This window comes from Gammaproteobacteria bacterium (assembly GCA_011682695.1).
Taxonomy (GTDB): domain Bacteria; phylum Actinomycetota; class Acidimicrobiia; order Spongiisociales; family UBA4744; genus BMS3Bbin01.
In genome coordinates this window covers 23,935-43,037 of record JAACED010000015.1, presented here as the reverse complement: position 1 = coordinate 43,037, position 19,103 = coordinate 23,935, and the positions used below count along the sequence as shown (strand labels likewise).

The window sequence follows — 19,103 nt, the reverse complement described above, 5'->3', positions numbered from 1 at the left end:
GATGGTTGTGCACCGTTCACTCGAGTGGCATCGAAAGGAGGCCCGGCTCAAATCAACCAAGACGAACCGTTCCCGCACGTTGGCCATCGCCGAGTCCACAGTGAAGGCGCTGCGTCGCCATCACGACGTGCAGGCTGAAGAGAGACGTGTTGCTGGTCCCCTGTGGCCGTCCGAGTGGAGCCAACTGGTGTTCGTTACGCAGAACGGGACTCCGCTACACCCTGCGAATGCCCGCCGGATGGTCTCCACGATGGCTCGGTCGGCGGGGATTGAGGGTCGGGTCACTCCGTATGATCTTCGTCATACGGCAACCTCGGTTCTGTCGGCGAGAGGAGTTGCCCCCGAACTGCTGGCCGACCTGCTCGGGCACGTTGACACGCGGATGGTGTTCCGGCACTATCGGCATCCGATCACACCCACGATTGATGTCGCGGCAGTTCACATCGACGACGCCCTCAATGCTTGAACACCATGGTGCCAATCATGGTGCCTATCGTTCGGTTTTGGTTGGTGGTCGGAGGTCCAGTGGCGACAAGGTGATCTGGCGGCACAGTCACCGAAAGCCCTTGTGGCGTTTGGGTTTCAGGGACGTCAGGGAATCCCCGGGGACCTCGGGAACCACCGCTTTGTTCCCATGGCATGCAAGGGGTCAGGGGTTCAAATCCCCTCAGCTCCACCACTCCTATTCCTGTGACGCTTCACGGGAATAGTCCCATTGAAACGTCACGAGAACGCACCCGGAGAGCCTGCGGCGCCGCCGGTCAGGGCGCCGTCGCCGAGGTGTTGATGAAGCTGTCTACCAGTGCCGTATAGGCGGGCGCGGTGCCGTCGGGGTAATTGCCCGAGAACACTCCTACCGAGGTAACGGTGATCGGCTGCGTGTAGCTCACCTGCTCCGTCCAGGTAGTCCCGTCGGTTGAGGTCGAGTAGGTCCAGACTTGTCCGGTGCGGTTGACACGGAACCACATGGGAGCGACCAGCGGCACTGCCGTGTTGAGCTGGGTGGTGACACTGCTGCCGTCGATGAACGCCGAGAAGGCGTACACGTTTCCTGAGTACGAGTAGACGTCGAAACGCAGGAATCGGGTGGGCGACTCTTCTACCAGGATGCCCTGGCCCTGATAGGTCGACGTGACCGTCGAGTCGAACTTCACTACCACTTCGAAGTCGGTGTCGTTGGCGGCCTGCATGACCCGCACGGTGGTATTGCCGCCCGACCAGGGGTCATGAGCCGGTCCGGCCCCCACCGACAGCTCCAAATGCCCGTCGACTACGGAGATACCACCGTCTCCCAGCGGATCGAAGACGCTCCAGACAGAGGTGTCCAGGGAGGTTCCGTCGAAGTCGTCGGAGACGATTCCCGACGGGTCCGCCCCCAACGGCTGGGTGGTGAACGTGCGATCGAGGGAGGTGGCCGTATTAGCCGATCCGTCGGTGGAGGTGACCCGGTAGTGGTAGGTGGTGTCGGGGTCGAGACCGGTCGCCTGAAGGCCGTGTGCCGTCGTCAGCGTCAGATCCTGCGAAGAGCCCAGTGAGTAATCGCCATTGGCCGGCCCCCATTCGAGCAGGCTGGTGGCTGCTTCGTCGGTGGTCCAGGAGACGGTTGCAGAGATGGCGGTGGTGCTTTCCGTGAGACCGCTGATCACCGGCGGGTCGTTATCGGTGATGGCGGTGACGGTGACGTCGCCGAAGGTGGCGTCGACATGATGGGCGACCAGCAGCACCGACCCGTTCTGTGGATCCGAGAGGGCTTCCTGGTCGGTGAGGTCCCAAGCGGTGGGCTCTGGCTGCAACTGGTCCCAAACCTTGAGGCTGTAGAGCGCACCGGAGGCGTTCGACTCGACCCGCATCTTGTAGATGTAGGTCTCGCCGATGGTGAGGGTGCGGGAGGTGTCCTCGGCTTCGAGCGTTCCCTCATTGCCCATGATCTGCAGCGCCTCGGTTCCGTCGGCCCGCCAGCGCTGCATTCCGAAGGCACCCATCGGGTACCAGCCCCAGGTCGGCTGCGTGCCGTCCCAGTCGTCGTGACCATCCCAGCGCATCAGGATTCCCAGTGCAGGCCCGTAGCTGGGCCCCGTGGACCAGTCGTAGCTGGTGTCCAGTCCGTTGAGGGTGATCGGTACGGTGATTTCATAGTCGGTCCAGGTGACATCGCCGATGTCGATGAGCCTGTCGTAGCCGATCTCCAGCGGCCGGACTCCCTGGGCGGTCAGCTCCCACTTGCCGTCTACTACCTGAGCGACGTCCTGGATGACGGTGGCGGTGGACCAAACGATCGAGTAGGGGAGCGCCCACGTCACCGCGGGGGTCCAGTTCACCGTCACTGTGTCGGTGGCGATGGCGCCGCCGGTGTCGACAGCGGTGATGACGATCGTGTTGTCCCCGGCGGCCAGGTCGTCGGTGGCTATCTGAGCGTTGAAGTCGCCGGGCATGAGAAGGCGGCGGGTGTTGGGTCCCATCGACATGTCCTGGTTGGGACCGCCGTTGAGGCTGAACGTCAGGGTGCTGATGCCGTCCAGATCCTGGACGTTGCCGAGGATGTCGACCCATACCTGGGGTCGCCCCAGGTGCCCGAAGCGCTGATCGGCGCCGTACCAGATGTCGATGACTGGAGCCGAGTCGGCGTCGGTAGTGAACGTGAGGTCGCCGGAGGTGGCCGTATTGGCCGATCCGTCGGTGGAGACGACCCGGTAGTGGTAGGTGGTGGCGGGGTCGAGGCCGGTGGCGTCCAGGCTGTGGGAGGTCTTGAGTGTGAGATCTTCGGCGAAGCCAAGGGTGTAGACGCCGGTGGCGGTACCCCATTCCAGGCGGCTGGTGGCCACTTCGTCTGTGGTCCAGGAGACCGTCGCCGAAGTCACCGTCGTAGTGGCCCCGATTCCGGAGATGACCGGCGGGTCGATGTCGGGGCTGGTGACCGTGATATCGACGGTGGCGGTAGAGGAAGCCCCGAGGTTGTCGGTGACGGTCAGCTGGGCGGTGAAGTCGCCGGGAGAGGTGTAGGTGTAGGTCACCTGGTCGCCGCTGCCGGAGCCCCCATCCCCGAAGTCCCATTCGTAAGAGACGATGCCCCCGTCGTCCGAGGATCCTCGCCCGTCGAAATCGACGGTGAGTGGTACGAGGCCGGTGGTGATGTTGGTGACGATGTCGGCAACGGGCGGGATATTCAGGTCCGGGGTGCCGCTGTTGAGCCACAGATCGACGCGGGGAGTGTCCCAGTTGAAAGGCTTGCCGAAGATGTCGATGTCGCCGTCGTCGTCGAGATCTCCCAGTCTCGATTCGTGATTGCCGAAGCCGGTGGCGACGATCGTGGTCGCGAACCGTCCCGTTCCGTCACCGAGGAACACCCACATGCGCGCCCCCGGGTTTCCGCTGTCGATGCGCATCTCCGCGGAGAAGATGTCCAGGAAACCGTCTCCGTTGATGTCGCCGATGTCGAGGCTGTGGATGTCGGTGAGGCCGGCGAGGAGGTCGTGCTCCTGCCAGGTGGCGCCATCCCATTGGTGCCAGCGCAGACGGCCTGCACCCTGGTGCTCGACCGTGACGACTTCGGGGCGTCCTCCGGGGACCAGTTGGCCGACGGCCACCCGCAGGTTGGGTACCGGATCGATCACGTTGGCCGTGTAGCTGGTACCGCCATCGTGCTTGAACCACATGCCTGCACCGACGATGTCGGCCTTGCCGTCGAGGTCGATGTCGGCCGTGGCGAGCCCATAGTGGGTGGTGCCGGAGTAGGAGTAGATCTGGGTGTGCACCCAGGGTTGGGTGGTGAGCGGGTCGGCGGGAATCTCCGCCAGTTGCAGGGCGGTGCCGCCCTGGTCCCAGAAAGCCATCTCCAGGGCCCCGTCACCATCGAAATCACCGAAGGTCTGATCGTGCAGGTAGGTGAAGCCATCGGAGGAGGCCAGCAGACGTTTGGTCCATCCCACCGCGGGGTCGTAGTCGGGGTAGGGGTTCTCCCACCACCATATCTGGCTGTCGGGTACGTCTCCTCCCATGACGATGTCGAGGTCGCCATCGCCGTCGATGTCGGCGAAGGCGCCGCCGGCTTCGATCATGGTCTCACCGGTGTCGATCACGTACTCGGCCCAGCCGGTGCTGCTGCGCTCGAACCAGACCATCGAAGGGGCCGGGGGACGGGCACCGATCACGAAGTCGAGATCGCCGTCCTTGTCGACGTCCAGGACCAGCGAGGCGGTCTGTGCCGGGGACGTCGACGGTATGGGCAATTCCCCGGTGGCGCTGGAGTAGTGGGTCCAGGAGGGAACCGCGCCGAGGATGGCCACCGTCTCCGCAGAGGAGGTGTTGCCGGCATCGTCGGAGGCCACCACCACGAGTTCGTAGACCGGGTTGGTATTGAAGTCGAGTGGACCCGCCACGGTGATCGCGCCGTCGCTCGCAACGTCGAAGGCACCCGAGCCGCTGCCGCCGGTGATGGTGAAACCGGTGACGCCGACGTTGTCGGTGGCGACGATGGTCCCCACCGGGGTACCGATGGCGGCGTCGCCGGCGACCGCGAACGCCTGGGAGGGGTCGATCACCGGGTCCGCCTCGTCGGGTCCCGTCGGAATGATGCAGCCTGCGTCGTGGTTTTGGGTGACTTGGGTGGGGGTGAGGGCTTGGTCGTAGAGGGCTACGAGGCAGAAGGTGCCTAGCCAGGGGCGATCACCGGTGAGCTCGTTGGCGAGTGCCAGGTGGTAGTTGGGGTCCCAGTTGGAGAAGTCTCCTGCCACGGTGCCGGTGGCGGTGAGGATGCCGTCGATGTAGATGGCGGCGGTTCCTGTGGCGTCGCGGGTGTAGACGACGTGGACCAGCCGGTCGGGCAGTGTTGCGGTGTCGGTGGTGATGGGGGGTTGGCCGCTGGCGTCGGTGCTGGTGGTGCGCAGGCGCGCTTCGATGCGGTCGCCGGTGGTGTCCCACACGCCCTGACCCAACGTCATGTTGCGGTTGTAGAGGTCGAGGGAGATGGTCACGATGCGCGCCGGCCCGTTCTGGGTGAGGTTGGCGGGGTCGACCCATGCTTCGACCGTGATCTCGTTGGAGGCTTGCACGGCATCGATGATCTTGGTGGCCGGCCCCGGCGAGGAGATGATGGTGGATGCGTCGACGGTGAGTCCGTCCGGTCCCCAGGTCACGTTGCCCGTGTCCTGAATCCGTCCCGAAGCCGGAGGTGTCACTCACCAACGATTCGGACCCCTCCCGAAACTCGTACAAGGCGACAAGACCATCAACCACCCGCGGCGAGGCAGAAGCGTTGAGGATGGAGGGGCCGAGAAGAGCAAGCAGCGAAGCAACGAGAGAGAAGACGACGAGGAGGATCAGGGGGCGTCGGGTACCGGAGAGAAAGGCTACCGCCCCTTCACCGGCACGGTGGCGGCCTGCCGTGCGGCTCACGATGCCGTTCCTTGGTGCCGGCACGACGCGCCGAAGCCGATGTGTATCACAGTGTTCATGCGGGCCTCTCGCGCCCTTTGATTCCGTTCCCCCAACGGTCTACCGCAGAACATAGTCGCTTCCATGGACGCGTGAGCCGCAGAGTTGAGGTGTTCGAGAAGAGATTCGATGAGTTCCGTGGAAGCCATAGGGAATCACTCCGCGAGAGGCGACGTGTGTGGGAGGCAAGTGACACGGGCTCGAGCAGGCACGACCTACTCGAGAGGTACCGGTCTTGCCGCTATGGCGGCCTGGGTGACACCGTGAGTCCCGTTCGGTTCCTCCACGCGGTCAGGCGATATTGGGGTGCGTCGATGCTCTCGTCGAGCCAAGTCGTGGAAGATCGTGTCAGTCAAACGGCGCGATGGCGATGTGTGGGAAGAGTGGGCGCGGCGCCTGGTACGACAAATCTTGGTCTGTTCAACGGAGCCGCGGAGGAGGATACTTGGCGTAGTCGTCGAGAAGGCAGGTGTTCCCATAGGCATGAGAAGGCACCGTCTGCTGTTCTTGACGATCGTCGCGCTCGTGGTGGTGTCGGCTGCGTGCGGAGGCACTGGCGAATCGCTACCGATCGGAAGTGGTCCGAACACGGTCGTGCCGCCAGTCTCGACGACCGTTGCCGAGACGGAACCTCCTACATCGGCAGCGTCATCGACCAGCGTCGCGGCCAGCCCTGCGGGCGAGAGCATCCAGGATCTCGTCGCCGACGGCTCCCTCGAGGTCGACGTTGTCTCACCTGAGGGCGGAATCTCCGGGATGATCGTCGAGGTGATGCTCACCAATCGATCCGATGAGGACCTCGATGCCGTGGTTCCCTGTGGTCTCGTGTTCGAACCTGTCCCCGGCGTTCAAGAGCAGCGAATGATGGTGGTCCAACCGGTGGCGGCGAGAGTTCCGCCAGGAGCGTCTGTGATCGTGCGTCCGTTCGTCGCCTGTATCGACAGTGACGAGGAACCTGCAAGTGCCGGTGCCGTCTACGTGCCGGCAAGCGTTGCCGATGGTGACCTGCTCACTTTCGCTCAGTGCTTGTGCCGGAGAGATCTGGATTCCGAACTCGACCCGACGACCGGCGGGATGGATCTGCAGTTCGCCGTCTGGGCCGTTACCGATGGTGACCTGGCGATATGGAGAGGCGATCCGGGCGACCTGACCGGAGCCCTCGGCAATCTGACCGGTGGGAGCCTCGACATCGATGCCGAAGATCTGAAGGAACTCCAGGGCACCAATCTCGATCAGATGATCGCTGCGATGCAGGCGTTCATGGAGCAGATCGGGACGGGTGCACAGCGATGGCTCGACGAATGCGAGATCGACCTGGCCAAGTGAGCAGGACTGGAGCAAGAGTCGCGGTCGTCGGGTGTCGATGACGATCTCGCCAGGTGCCCGCCTCCGTCTCATGGACGTGCGCCCAGAGCACATCGCCTCCGATCCTGAGGCCTTGTCGAAGACGAGGATGACTCGGGGTGTCCGCAGATGGCGAGCCGAGAGCGCTTGGCAGTGAGTGAGACAAAGGCGACCGTACGTCGTCATGCACTGCTCAAGTCGTCGATCTCGAGACGGCATGGGTGTTGCGGAGTCTCCCCTTCGATGTTCCCGTGGTCCGCCGCCCGGTTGTTCATGTGTGGACGATCGGGTTGGCAGCCACCATGGGGAGTCAAATATCTCAGGTGCCGGATCGTGATGGTCGATAAACGACCATGGGAAAAAGACGACGCGGTCCAGGACACCTGGGGAACGGGCGTCTCCTCGGCAGGCGACCAGCGATTGTGGTCTTTGTGGTTGTGGCTGTCCTTTCGGTGATTGCGACCGCGGTAGCGCAACGGCTTGTGGACCGCCAGATCGAGGCCCGGCTCGCAGTGAATAGCGAGGCACTGGTTGCATCAATCCAGGGAGGGGTGGAGGATGTCGAACACTATCTGGCGGCTTTCGGAGGGCTGTTTCGAGCCAACGGAGAAGTGACCGCCGACGAGTACAGGCGGTTCGCGGCAAACATGGGGTTGGTGGCCGGGATGGGTGGGATGGCCTACATGCCGATTTGGATGCGGCAGATCTGGAGGCATTCGAAGAGCGGATGGCGGCGATGATCCCGGGCTATAAGGTGTTCGAGATCGATGCCGACGGGAACCGGGTTCCAGTGCAACCCCGGGACGTGTATTTCCCGGTCCAGTACTTCGAGCCGTCCGATGCCCTCGGCCGGCCGTTGGGCCTCGATGCAGGTTCGCCCCCCGGGCGGCTGCCTTACCTCATGGAGGCCTCCACCAGTGGGCGAACCATCGCCACGCCACTGGTGCCGTTGGCGACGACAGGCCAGGAAGGATTCATCATCTACAGCCCGGTGGTGGGGCCCTCGGGAACCGTCGAAGCGTTGGTCGCCAGCCCAGTGGTGCTCACCGATTTGATGTCACATTGGGTACCACGCGGCCTCGCCAACGTGCTTGAGTGGACGGTACGGGACGTCGCCGAGTATGCGCCGAGCCTGGTTGGGTCAGGCTCGCCGGACCTGCACGCCCAGCTCCTGCCCCCCATCGGGGAAGGCATGGTCCACTCCGACACCATTCAGGTGGCGAGCCGCATCTGGCAAATCGACGCGGTACCCGCCGCCGGCTCATCTCTCCTGGCCGACCGTTATCAGACCCATTGGATTCTCGTCGCCGGCCTGGTGATCGGCATGATGGCCGCTGCCGCCGTCCTCGCGTTCTCGCACAAGGCCGAGGCGATGCGCCAGGTAGAGGCGCTGACTGATGTGCTCGACGCGAAGGACCAGTTCATCGCCTCCGTGTCTCACGAGCTGCGCACTCCGCTAACGAGCGTGTTGGGGTTCGCCGAGGTTCTCCGCGACCAGGCGGGGGGACTCTCCTCCGACGAACGGGCTGAGCTGGTTGCAGCCATAGCTGATGAAGCGTCTGACCTGGCAGCAATGATCGAAGACCTCCTCGTGATGGGAAGGGCAGAGCACGGAACCCTGACGGTGGTCGCGGTGCCGGTCGATCTCCGAGCCCAAGCCATTCGGGTCCTCGAAGCGCTCAACCTCACCAGCAAGATCCCCATCGAGACCGCTTGCCCCGCCGCCCGCGCGCTGGCTGACCGGGGGAGGGTTCGCCAGATCATTCGCAATCTCGTCACCAACGCGGTTGCCCATGGCGGCGGCAATATCCGGGTGGTCATCAAGCCGGTCGAGGAGATGCTCGCCGTCGAAGTCATCGACGACGGAGCCGGGGTGCCACCCGAAGACTCGGAGAAGATCTTTCAGCCGTACTACCGCTCTCATACCGTTGTAGGCAAACCGGGCTCGATCGGACTCGGTCTGAGCGTCTCGCGAACGCTGGCACGGCGCATGGGCGGAGACCTCTCCCACCGGGTGGTCGACGGTGAGAACACCTTCCAGCTCACCCTGCCCGTCGCAGTGTCAAAACGGGACGATCCGAACTCCACCGTCGCCACACACACTCCGAAGATCCGCAAACCACCAGCCCGATCCGCCTCTGTGCGGCCGCGAACCCACCAATCGTGAGCTTCCCCATGGCCTCGAGCGATCCCCACAACGGGCTCGGTGAGTAAGCAGTACCTGTAGCTGGTTCGAGGTCGGGGTTCCCGGCCGTGTGGGGAGTCGACGCACTGGCCGTCAGTTGCACCACTCGCGGTGTCGTGACGCTTCGGTGGGACTTTCCCGTGAAGCGTCACGAGAATGGGTCAGGAGTAGTCGTAGAAGCCCTTTCCGCTCTTCTTGCCCAGCAGGCCCGCCTCCACCATTCGCACCAGCAGTGGTGGGGCTGCATACGAGGGATTCTTGAACTCCTCGTAGAGCACATCGGCGACATACTTGGTCGTGTCGAGACCCACGAAGTCGGTCAGCGTCAATGGGCCCATCGGGTGACGGAGGCCTTCGACTACGCCGACGTCGATCTCTTCGGGTGTGGCGAGACCCGACTCGACCATACGGATGGCGTTGAGCAGCATCGGAATCAGCAGCGCATTCACGATGAAGCCCGCCTGGTCCTTGGCGTGAATGACCTTCTTTCCCAGCACGTCCCCGGCGAACGCGTCGGCTCCGGCGATGGTCTCCTTGGAGGTCAGGATCGAAGGGATCACCTCGACGAGTTTCATCACCGGGACCGGGTTGAAGAAGTGGATGCCAATCACCGACTCGGGTCGCTTGGTGGCCCGACCGAGCCGTGCAATCGGAATCGACGATGTGTTCGATGCCAGGATCGCGTCGGTCGCCTCGACGATTTTGTCGAGCGCCGAGAAGATACCCAGTTTGGTGGGCTCGTGTTCGGTGGCGGCCTCGATCACGATCTGCCGATCGTTCATGTCTGCCAGGTCGGTGCTGAAGCGGATCTTGGTTAGAGCAGTGTCTCGATCTGCCGCCTCCAGTTTGCCTCGCTCAACCGCTCTGTCCAGAGAGCGCTCGATACGGGCGCGACCCTTCGTGATGAGCTCGTCGCTGACCTCCGATATGACGACGTCGAGGCCTGCGCGGGCACACGCCTCCGCGATCCCGGATCCCATCAGCCCTGAACCGACGATCCCAACCTTCATGTCCTGCCTCCTGCGTCGTGTTTCTCGCATTGTCGCAGGAAGCCGAGAGCAGGCGGTAGGTGAGTGCCGATCGCCCCTTTTCGTGACGCTTGTGTGAGCCCGTCCCCGTCAAACGTCACGAGAACGGGTGCGTGGGACTGTCGACATGCCAGGCGACTGCTTGTCCGGTCTGTACCTTCCACAAGGATGCGTAGAGTCCGTCGATCGCGATGAGGTCATCGTGAGAACCGTCCTCCACGACCTTCCCACGGTCGAGGAGATGGATCCGATCGGCGTGACGGATCGTCGAGAGCCGATGAGCGATCGCGATCGTCGTTCGGTTTCGCGTGATCAACTCGAGAGATCGTTGGATGGCTGCTTCCGTTTCGTTGTCAACCGACGATGTCGCCTCGTCGAGGATGAGGACTGGCGGGTCGGCCAGAACGGCTCTGGCGATGGAGATCCGCTGACGTTGGCCACCGGACAACTTCTGCCCGCGTTCGCCGACGATCGATTCATACCCTCCGGGGAGTTCGAGGATGAAACCGTGGGCTTCGGCGATCTTGGCGGCAGCGATGACTTCATCGAGCGGCGCATCCGGTTTCCCATATGCGATGTTCTCGCGCACCGTGCCGTGGAACAGGTACACATCCTGGCTGACCAAACCTATGGCCTGGCGCAAGGACGTCAGGGAGAGTTCACGAATGTCGTGGTCTTCGAGGCGGATCGAACCTCCGGTGACGTCATAGAACCTGAGGAGGAGCTTGATGAGTGTCGTCTTGCCCGATCCGGTTGCGCCGACAATCGCGGTCGTCCGACCGGCGGGGATCGTGATGCTCAGATCCTCGATGACCGGAAACCCGGGGTCGTAGGAGAACTCGACGTGGTCGAACTCGATGTGGCCCTGAATCGATTTCGACGGCAGCGATGTCGGACCGTCGATGATCGACGCCCGGCTGTCGAGAAGGTCGAGTACTCGGTTGGTGGATGCCATCGCTCTCTGGTACAGATCGAAGGTCTGTCCGAGACGGGTGAGCGGCCAGAGCAGCCGTTGGGTCAGGAACACCATCACGCTGTAGGCCCCGACTTCGATTCCGCCCTGCAGGGTGAGGAAGCCGCCGGCGATCAGTGTGGCGGTGAACCCGATGAGGATGACGATCCGGATCAGAGGGGAGAACGCGGAGCTGAGCCTGATCGCCCGCTGGTTGGCCTCCTGATAGCGCAGGCTGGCCTCAGCGATGCGCTCCTCTTCCCGCGCCTCTGCGGTGAAGCTCTTGATCGTGGTGATGCCGGTGAGGTTGTTGGAGAGCTGCTGGTTGATCATCCCCGCGTATTCGCGCACGTCCGCGTACCGTGGTGCGATGCGTTGCTGGAATCGGAACGATCCCCAAATGATGAACGGGATCGGCAGAAAGGCCATCCAGGCGACGGTCGGGGCGAGAGCGAAGAACATGGCGCCGATGAGCACTACCGTCGTGAGCACCTGAAGCATGTCGTTGGCACCGCCATCGAGGAACCGTTCCAACTGGTTGATGTCGTTGTTGAGGATCGCCATGAGGCCGCCTGTGGAGTGGTCTTCGAAGTAGGCGAGGTCCAGTGTCTGCACGTGCGCATACCCGTCGACACGCAGGTCATGTTGGATGGATTGAGCGAGGTTGCGCCAGGTCACGGCATACGCGTACTCGAAGGCGGATTCGAGTGCCCAGATGACGAATGTCAAGATCGCCAGCACGACCAACTGTTCCCGGGTGTCCGGAAAGCCGAATCGGGAGAGAAAGGAATCCTGGCGTCGAACGACGACATCGATGGCCATACCGATCAGGACGGGTGGAGCGAGGTCGAATGCCTTGTTCAGAATCGAGAATGCCGTCGCTGCGATGATGCGCGGTCGGTGGGCGATGGCGTAGCGCCAGAGACGCGTCAGCGGGCGGTGATCGACGGGGCCTGTCATCGGCAGGACACTACTGCTTGGCAGAAGTCACGATCCGGCTGGGACGCTACGCGTCGGATCTGTGGGCGTGGCTGAGCCGTTCGGCCTGGCGACTCAGTCGCCCAGTGTCGATTTCGGAGTGATCAGGGCTCCCAGCCCGGTGAACACCGCAGCGAGGAAAAAGAGCAACCCGATGCTGAACATGCCGACGACTCCGACGATTCCGAACGCCGCCGTGGCACCGAGCAAGAGCTTGCGAGCACGGTGCGGGTTGTCGACGGAGCGCAGTGCCGCGAATGCTCCGGCGAGAATTATCGCAACGAACATCAGCGCCGCCGGTGGGAAGGCACCCTGGTTGAAGAGCAGACCGATGTAGTAGCCGAGCGACGCGAGGCCGATGATCGCACCTGTCCTGGCAAGCGTGCGAGCTCTACGGAGTCTCAGGAACATGCTTCGAGCCTACCGGTCCTTCCGGCTATGAGAAGCCGAGCAGATGGCCACCCTGGTAGACGGCGAATGCCGCCAGCCAAGCGATGACGAGTCCCAGTCCAAGTGCGCCGGCGGCGACCTTCCACGAGTGGGCTTCGGCCCGGATGGCTGCAATCGTTGCTATGCACGGTATGTAGAGCAACGTGAACACCATGAAGGAGAGGCCCTGAAGAGCGGAGATGTTGGAGGAGATCTGTGTGGTGAGATCGCCGGCATAGATGAGGGCGAAGGCTCCGATGACGACCTCTTTGGCGATGAGACCGAAGAGCAGGGCCACGGTCTCCTGCCATCCGATGCCGAGCGGATGGAAGATCGGCTCGAATACCCGACCGAGGATACCCGCGTAGCTTGCCGGCCCTGCAACGTCGGCGCCCGGAGGAAGGTTCGTCAGCAGCCAGACGACGACGACTCCGATGGCGATCATGGTCCCGGCCCGGTACAGGAAGTCCTTGACCTCGTACCAGGCACGGAGGCCGACCGTTCGCGTCGTCGGGAGGCGATACGGGGGGATCTCCATGATGAACGGTTCCGGCGGCCCGGCGATCTGTAACGCCTTGAGGAGCAGGCCGACTCCGATGAGCGCAGCGAAGCTGGCGAGATACAGGCCGAACACCACCCATGGCGCGACGACCGGCGAGAACAGAATGGCGGAGAGGAACACGAAGACCTGCAGCCGGGCACTACACAGCGTGAACGGGATCAGCAGCATCGCTCGGATCCGGTTGTGCTTTCCCGACAGGACCCGAGTGCCCATCACCGCGGGGACGTTGCACCCGTAGCCGAGCAGCAAGTTGATGAACGCCTTGCCGTCGAGGCCGAGACGGTGCATGAGCCGGTCCATCAGGAACGCCGCACGGGCCATGTAACCGGAGTCTTCGATGATGGACATGAATAGGAAGAAGAGCAAGATGATCGGGAAGAAAGAAGCGACGGTCGCGAGCCCCTCCCAGAGGCCGTCGACGACGAACGACCGCACGAGCTGGGGGAATCCGGACATCAGCTGGGACAGTCCGTCTCCGATGAGAGCGAACAACGTGGCGAGCCATGACTGCAGTGGGGCTCCGAGGGCGTAGACACCCTGAAAGACGGCCAGCATGATGACTGCGAAGAGGGGGAGGCCGAGCCGCCGGTGCAGCAACACGCGGTCCAACTTCTCGCTCAGAGCGTCTGGTAATGGAGGTTTGCGGTTCGTTGCCTCGAGAACCAGGCCCCGCGCAGAGTTGAACCGGCACTGCGCGCAGACCGCCGGGATGCCGGCGCCGGTGGTCTCCTCGATGCGATTGCGCCATTCGTCCGCACTCGCTCGAATCTGGGCCATCGCCGGGTGATTCTCGAGGGGCGCGACGGTGTCACCTTCCAGGACGCGCAGAGCGAGGAAGCCTTCGTCGAGATCGGTCGGCCCCGCTTTGCGTTCGATCTCGCGAGCGAGATCGGCGACTGCCGCTTCCACCACCGGCGGCCACGACACGTGGGGTGGACGGCCCTGGTCCGGGCGCCGGATCGTCTCATACAGCGCCTGCCTGAGCGAGGGGATGCCCTCGCCGGTCCTGGCGACGACCGGGATGACCGGACAGCCGAGATGCTCTGCGAGGATCTCCAGATCGAGGTCGAGTCCGGCACGCCTCGCTTCATCCATCATGTTGACGGCCACCACCATCGGGAGGCCGCTGTGGCTCATCTGGAGGGTGAATCCCAGCCCCCGGTACAGGTTGCGGGCATCGAGGATGTTGAGGATCACTCCAGGAGGATCGTTGAGGAAGAAGTCACGGACGATGCGCTCCTCTTCCGAGGTCGGGGTGATCGAGTAGGCACCAGGAAGGTCGATGAGCTCGACTTCATATTCGCCGAGAGTGAAGTGTCCGACCGCCTTCTGAATGGACACTCCCGGCCAGTTACCGACCTTCTGGTTCGAGCCGGTCAGGCGGTTGAACAGTGTTGTCTTGCCGGTGTTCGGAATCGCTGCGAGTGCGACAGATACCTCACGGTCGGCCATCGGAGGCCTCTTCGACCACGATCTTGTCAGCCTCGCCTCGACCCAGTCGAACCGGCTCGCCAGTCACTCGCACCAGGACCGCGGGGGACGTTGCCAATACCTCGACAGGGGCATCTTCGGTCAGGCCAAGTTCCTCCATGCGTCTTCGGAAACCGTTGCCTCCCGCCAATGACACGACTCGGTAGCGTCCTTTTCTGACGGCCACGGAGGTGAGCGGCATGGCAATGATGTCGCACTCCATCGCCGCGATCTCATCTGAGCGGAGGGCTACGAGGTCACCGTGATCAAGGGCGACTTCGACCGTACCGCCGAAGGGGCCGGTGCGTACGATCTGTAGTTCCATGCCGGGGAGGATCCCCATTTGGGCGAGCCGGGAGGAGGTGCCGTTGTCTTTTCCCAGGGACCGGATGCGGCAGGCGGTCAGTGGCTGTATGAGATCGGGACTCATCGGAATTGTCAATGGTAGAAGACCGCTGGAATGGCGGGTAATTGACGCCATGTCAGATACTTGAGGGTTCGGGGTGCGGTCGACGCCGTGAGTTGCCGCAGACCGGGCAGGGCAGCGGGAAGCCCGCTCACTGGTACGCTGCCTGCTTCGGAGGAGTGAGATGGCGTCGTACGACTTCACAGCAATCGAACGCAAGTGGCAGGAACGGTGGGAGAAGGACCGGGTCTTCACTGCCGACGAGGATGATCCGAGGCCTAAGTTCTATAACGTGCAGATGTACCCGTACCCTTCGGGGGATCTCCACATGGGGCATCTGCGGAACTACACCTACACCGACCTGCTGACGCGCTACCAGAAGATGCGTGGGCGCAACGTCCTCGCTCCAATGGGTTGGGATTCGTTCGGGCTGCCGGCGGAGAACGCCGCCATCCAGACGGGGGTTCATCCACGGGTATTCACCGAACAGCGGATCGTGAAGATGTCCGAGCAGCTCAAGCGTCTTGGCGCGGTCTACGACTGGGACCGGGAGGTCGCCGCTCACACACCCGAGTACTACCGATGGACCCAATGGCTGTTCCTCCGCTTCTTCGAACAGGGTCTTGCCTACAAGAAGAATGCACCGGTCAACTGGTGCCCGAAAGATCAGACGGTGCTGGCCAACGAACAAGTCGTCGACGGGGAGTGCGAACGTTGCGGCACCCCGGTCGAACATCGTGACCTGGATCAATGGTTCTTCAAGATCACCGACTATGCACAGCGTCTGCTCGACGACCTGGCGACACTCGATCGATGGCCGGAGCGTGTCCGGACCATGCAGGAGAACTGGATCGGGCGGTCCGAGGGGGCCGAGTTCACCATGCAGGTTGCGGGGCGACCCGACCTGACGTTCTCCGTGTACACGACTCGACCGGACACGGTCTTCGGGATGACGTTCGTCGTGGTTGCCCCGGAGCACCCGCTCGTCGAGGAACTGGCGCGGGGCACGGAGCATGAAGCGGAGGTACGTGCGTTCGTCGATCACGTTCGGCGCGAAAGTGAAGTGGAGCGCCTCTCGAAGGATGGTGAGAAGCGAGGCATATTCGTGGGTGCCAGCGCGATCAATCCGGCCAACGGCCAGAAGGTGCCGATCTTCATCGCCGACTACGTTCTCATGTCCTACGGTACCGGGGCGATCATGGCGGTCCCCGCCCACGACACCCGTGACTTCGCTTTCGCCAAGGTGCACGGTCTCCCGATCCCTGTCGTGATCGCACCGCCCGAGTGGGACGGCTCTGATCTCGACGAGGCCTACACGGGTGATGGCGTCATGGTCAACAGCGGGCCGTTCAACGGACTGCGTGCTCCCGAGGAGGGCAAACCGGCCGTCACCGCGTGGTTGGAGGAGCAAGGCATTGGCAAGGCGTCCGTGCAACTTCGCCTGCGCGATTGGCTGATCAGCCGGCAGCGGTACTGGGGGGCACCCATCCCGATCGTCCACTGCCCATCCTGCGGCACCGTGCCCGTACCGGACGAGCAGCTGCCGGTGCTCCTGCCCGACATCGAGGACTACGCACCCAAAGGCCGGTCGCCGCTGGCCGCCGACCCCGACTTCGTGAATACGACTTGTCCATCCTGTGGCGGCCCTGCGGAGCGAGAGACGGACACGATGGACACGTTCGTCGATTCATCCTGGTATTTCCTCCGTTTCACCGATCCGCACAACGACGAGCTGCCATTCGCCCGCGACAAAGTGGATTACTGGATGCCGATCGACCAGTACATCGGTGGGGTCGAGCATGCCGTGCTGCACCTGCTCTACGCCCGGTTCTTCACGAAGGTGCTGTACGACCTCGGCATGGTCGGATTCCAGGAGCCGTTCACGGCCTTGTTCACCCAGGGGATGCTCACCAAAGACGGCGCCAAGATGTCCAAATCGAAAGGGAACGTCGTCGCTCCCGACCCGTACTACGAACGGTACGGCGCCGACGCAATCCGCCTGTACGAGCTGTTCATCGGACCGCCGACCGACGACGCGGTGTGGAACGATCGAGGCGTCGAGGGGACTGCCCGGTTCCTCGACCGGGTGTGGCGTCTCGGCACCGAGACTGCTTCCTTCGAAACCCGGGAACCGGCACCGGCCGACCTGGCAATCCGCCAGACCGCCCACCGTACGCTGGCCAAGGTCACCGGCGATATCGAAAGGTTCGCGTTCAACACGGGTGTGGCGGCGCTCATGGAGTTCAACAACGCTCTTCTCGCCTACGTTCGCTCGGGGGCGCGGAAAGAGACCTTCGATGACGTCTACGGGTTGCTGCTGCAGATGCTCGCACCGATGGCTCCGCACGTCGCCCACGAGTTGTGGGAGTTGACCGGACACGAGACGATGCTCGCCACCGAGCCGTGGCCACGGTTCGATCCTGCGCTGATCGTCGAGGACGTCATCACCATGGTCATCCAGGTGAACGGCAAGGTTCGGGACCGTGTTCGAGTGCCTGCAGACATCACCCAGGATGATGCCGAGGAGATTGCCCTGACGTCGGAGCGGATTCGCTCCTGGACCGACGGCAAGACGATTCGGAAGGTGATCTCTCGGCCGCCGAGGCTCGTCAACATCGTGGTTGGCTGACAAGGGCGGTAGCCTCATGCCGATGTTCGCGTCGATTCCCTCCCCATCAACCAACACGCTGTCGATCGGCCCTCTGACGATTCACTACTACGGGCTGCTCATCGGCATCGGCGTGCTCGTCGCGATCTGGGTGACCATGCGGCGGTTCGCGCGCTACGGCGGAGACCCACACCTCGCCGAGACCGTGTCCATATGGGCGGTCATCGGAGGGTTGCTCGGGGCCAGGGCTGCGTATGTGATCCCTCGCTGGGCCGAGGTGACCTCTGGGGGTCTGTGGCACGCTTTTGCGATTTGGGAAGGTGGTTTGGCCTTCTTCGGTGGACTGACCGTCGGAGCGATCGTCGGCGTCGTCCTCATGCTCGTCCACAAGACTCCGGGCAAGGGGCGGTTCTGGAACGTCGCCGCGTTCGCGGATGCGGCGACGATCGGCCTGCCTGCCGCCCAGGCGATTGGACGCTGGGGCAACTACGTGAACCAGGAGCTGTTCGGTACCCCGTCCAACCTTCCATGGGCAGTGCAGATCGCCCCAGAGTTCCGACCTGCCCAGTATGCCGACGTGGCCACCTTCCATCCGACATTTCTCTACGAGTCGGCATGGAACGCGCTGCTCGTGATCCCGCTGCTGCTATGGATCGAGAAACGGTACAAGATCGCCAGAGGCAACATGATCATGGGGTATCTGGTGTTCTACGGTCTCGGTCGTTTCCTCTTCGAGTTCATCCGCACCGACTCCGCCACGCACGTGCTCGGGTTTCGGGCCAATCAGCTCGTTGCCGCACTGGTGGTAGTGGTTGCGTTCGCCATATTCGTGGTTCGACAGGTGTCGGCTGCGCGCGGCTACGCCAACGCGTCGACGAGTGTCTCGGTTGCAGCCGCCGCAGTCTCCGCTTCCGGGAGCGCAGGATTCCAGGACGAGATCGAGCAGGCGACTACCCGGCCTGTCGACGCAATCGACCGCAACGACGACGCTACGGCTTCCAGCGACGGGCCGCCGGGCGACGGGTAGTTCACGGCCGGCATGTCGGTAGGGTCGACTACGTCGACATCGATGTGCACGTAGAGCGGGGCATCTTCGGGAAGCAGTCCCTGCAGTTCGTCGACGGATACGTGAAGGAGTTCCGACGAGTCGACCGGCTCACCCGGGTCGAGGTCACGGCCGTCGACCAGGATCGCCTGGTGCTCGTCGATCGGCGTCGCACCGGCTCCGGCCATGATCGTGCGCTCGCCTCGACCGACCAGCATCGCCAGCGGCATTCCACCGAGGAACCCTGAGGGGGTCGTTTCCCAGGTGTGGAAATCACCGTGTGCGTCGAACCAGACCACGGTGGGGGAGACGCCTCTCCGCTGGAGACCGGCAAGGACCCCGATCGTTGCCAGGCAATCTCCGGCGTACACGCACGGACGATCGATGCGGGCGACTTCGTCGGCGAGGGCACGGTAGAGGACGGCCATACGCTGCTGAGGAGGGCTTTGCGGAAGGGTCGGGTTGATCGTGCGATGAGGCTCGGGAATCCGGAAGCCCCGCATCGGTTCACCGATGAAGAACGGGACGGCGATGCGTTCCATGGTGACGACCTTATCTCTCTCCCGTTTCTGGTCAATGCTGGCGTCGCTATCCGACGCTGCCATTGACAGGAAAATCACCTCCGCTTTCTGGTCAATGCTGGCGTCGCTATCCGACGCTGCCATT

General features: G+C 63.3%; 13 protein-coding genes. 6 read left to right on the top strand and 7 right to left on the bottom strand.

Translation table 11 applies throughout. From position 1 onward, the window contains the following. A partial coding sequence (locus GWP04_04825) for a tyrosine-type recombinase/integrase (protein NIA24873.1) occupies positions 1-466 on the top strand: 466 nt, incomplete at its 5' end. Between the two features lie 295 nt (positions 467-761). Here the strand turns inward: GWP04_04825 and GWP04_04820 are convergent. Further along, positions 762-5,174 carry a PKD domain-containing protein gene (locus GWP04_04820; protein NIA24872.1) on the bottom strand — a complete coding sequence of 1,471 codons (4,413 nt, stop codon included), beginning with the start codon at positions 5,172-5,174 and terminating at the stop codon, positions 762-764. 739 nt (positions 5,175-5,913) lie between these two features. Between GWP04_04820 and GWP04_04815 the strand changes: the two genes are divergently transcribed. From GWP04_04815 to GWP04_04805, 3 genes are all read left to right on the top strand, one after another. Further along, positions 5,914-6,756, top strand: coding sequence for a hypothetical protein (locus GWP04_04815; protein ID NIA24871.1), 843 nt, complete (start codon positions 5,914-5,916; stop codon positions 6,754-6,756). Positions 6,757-7,196: 440 nt separating this feature from the next. Then, positions 7,197-7,514 (top strand): hypothetical protein, encoded by a 318-nt coding sequence (locus GWP04_04810; GenBank protein ID NIA24870.1) that lies wholly within the window; start codon positions 7,197-7,199, stop codon positions 7,512-7,514. After that, positions 7,502-8,941: a hypothetical protein gene (locus tag GWP04_04805; protein ID NIA24869.1), complete on the top strand. Its 1,440-nt coding sequence runs from the start codon at positions 7,502-7,504 to the stop codon at positions 8,939-8,941. Before GWP04_04810 ends, GWP04_04805 begins: the two co-directional genes overlap by 13 nt. 179 nt (positions 8,942-9,120) lie before the next feature. Here GWP04_04805 and GWP04_04800 read toward each other — a convergent pair whose 3' ends face one another. The 5 genes from GWP04_04800 to GWP04_04780 all read right to left on the bottom strand — a co-directional run bounded on the left by GWP04_04800 (position 9,121) and on the right by GWP04_04780 (position 14,808). Then, the gene (locus GWP04_04800) at positions 9,121-9,969 is read right to left on the bottom strand and encodes a 3-hydroxybutyryl-CoA dehydrogenase (GenBank protein NIA24868.1); all 849 of its coding nucleotides are present in this window, start codon (positions 9,967-9,969) and stop codon (positions 9,121-9,123) included. A 115-nt stretch (positions 9,970-10,084) separates the two neighbouring features. Beyond that, the gene (locus tag GWP04_04795; GenBank protein NIA24867.1) at positions 10,085-11,899 is read right to left on the bottom strand and encodes an ATP-binding cassette domain-containing protein; all 1,815 of its coding nucleotides are present in this window, start codon (positions 11,897-11,899) and stop codon (positions 10,085-10,087) included. Between the two features lie 93 nt (positions 11,900-11,992). Then, positions 11,993-12,328, bottom strand: coding sequence for a hypothetical protein (locus GWP04_04790; protein ID NIA24866.1), 336 nt, complete (start codon positions 12,326-12,328; stop codon positions 11,993-11,995). A 25-nt stretch (positions 12,329-12,353) separates the two neighbouring features. Further along, a complete protein-coding gene (gene feoB / locus GWP04_04785; protein ID NIA24865.1) occupies positions 12,354-14,360 on the bottom strand; it encodes a ferrous iron transport protein B in 2,007 nt (668 codons plus the stop codon). Next, positions 14,347-14,808, bottom strand: a complete 462-nt coding sequence (locus GWP04_04780; protein NIA24864.1) for a hypothetical protein — start codon at positions 14,806-14,808, stop codon at positions 14,347-14,349. The genes feoB and GWP04_04780 overlap by 14 nt, the downstream gene beginning before the upstream one ends. Positions 14,809-14,968: 160 nt before the next feature. Between GWP04_04780 and GWP04_04775 the strand changes: the two genes are divergently transcribed. Together GWP04_04775 and lgt are read left to right on the top strand one after the other, a co-directional pair. Continuing rightward, a complete protein-coding gene (locus tag GWP04_04775; GenBank protein ID NIA24863.1) occupies positions 14,969-17,413 on the top strand; it encodes a leucine--tRNA ligase in 2,445 nt (814 codons plus the stop codon). 22 nt (positions 17,414-17,435) lie between these two features. Continuing rightward, a complete protein-coding gene (gene lgt / locus GWP04_04770) occupies positions 17,436-18,419 on the top strand; it encodes a prolipoprotein diacylglyceryl transferase (protein ID NIA24862.1) in 984 nt (327 codons plus the stop codon). Here the strand turns inward: lgt and GWP04_04765 are convergent. Further along, on the bottom strand, positions 18,251-18,979 hold the full coding sequence (locus GWP04_04765; GenBank protein NIA24861.1) for an arginase family protein: 729 nt from the start codon (positions 18,977-18,979) through the stop codon (positions 18,251-18,253). The two genes, lgt and GWP04_04765, sit on opposite strands and share 169 nt — an antisense overlap. Positions 18,980-19,103: the final 124 nt, after the last annotated feature.

What these genes read in the sequence shown, in the direction of transcription:
- GWP04_04815 (NIA24871.1), top strand. Translation starts at nt 5,914, where the DNA reads ATGAGAAGGCACCGTCTGCTGTTCTTGACGATCGTCGCGCTCGTGGTG.
- GWP04_04805 (NIA24869.1), top strand. Translation starts at nt 7,502, where the DNA reads ATGGCGGCGATGATCCCGGGCTATAAGGTGTTCGAGATCGATGCCGAC.
- GWP04_04800 (NIA24868.1), bottom strand. Translation starts at nt 9,969, where the DNA reads ATGAAGGTTGGGATCGTCGGTTCAGGGCTGATGGGATCCGGGATCGCG.
- GWP04_04795 (NIA24867.1), bottom strand. Translation starts at nt 11,899, where the DNA reads ATGACAGGCCCCGTCGATCACCGCCCGCTGACGCGTCTCTGGCGCTAC.
- GWP04_04790 (NIA24866.1), bottom strand. Translation starts at nt 12,328, where the DNA reads ATGTTCCTGAGACTCCGTAGAGCTCGCACGCTTGCCAGGACAGGTGCG.
- feoB (NIA24865.1), bottom strand. Translation starts at nt 14,360, where the DNA reads ATGGCCGACCGTGAGGTATCTGTCGCACTCGCAGCGATTCCGAACACC.
- GWP04_04780 (NIA24864.1), bottom strand. Translation starts at nt 14,808, where the DNA reads ATGAGTCCCGATCTCATACAGCCACTGACCGCCTGCCGCATCCGGTCC.
- GWP04_04775 (NIA24863.1), top strand. Translation starts at nt 14,969, where the DNA reads ATGGCGTCGTACGACTTCACAGCAATCGAACGCAAGTGGCAGGAACGG.
- lgt (NIA24862.1), top strand. Translation starts at nt 17,436, where the DNA reads ATGTTCGCGTCGATTCCCTCCCCATCAACCAACACGCTGTCGATCGGC.
- GWP04_04765 (NIA24861.1), bottom strand. Translation starts at nt 18,979, where the DNA reads ATGGAACGCATCGCCGTCCCGTTCTTCATCGGTGAACCGATGCGGGGC.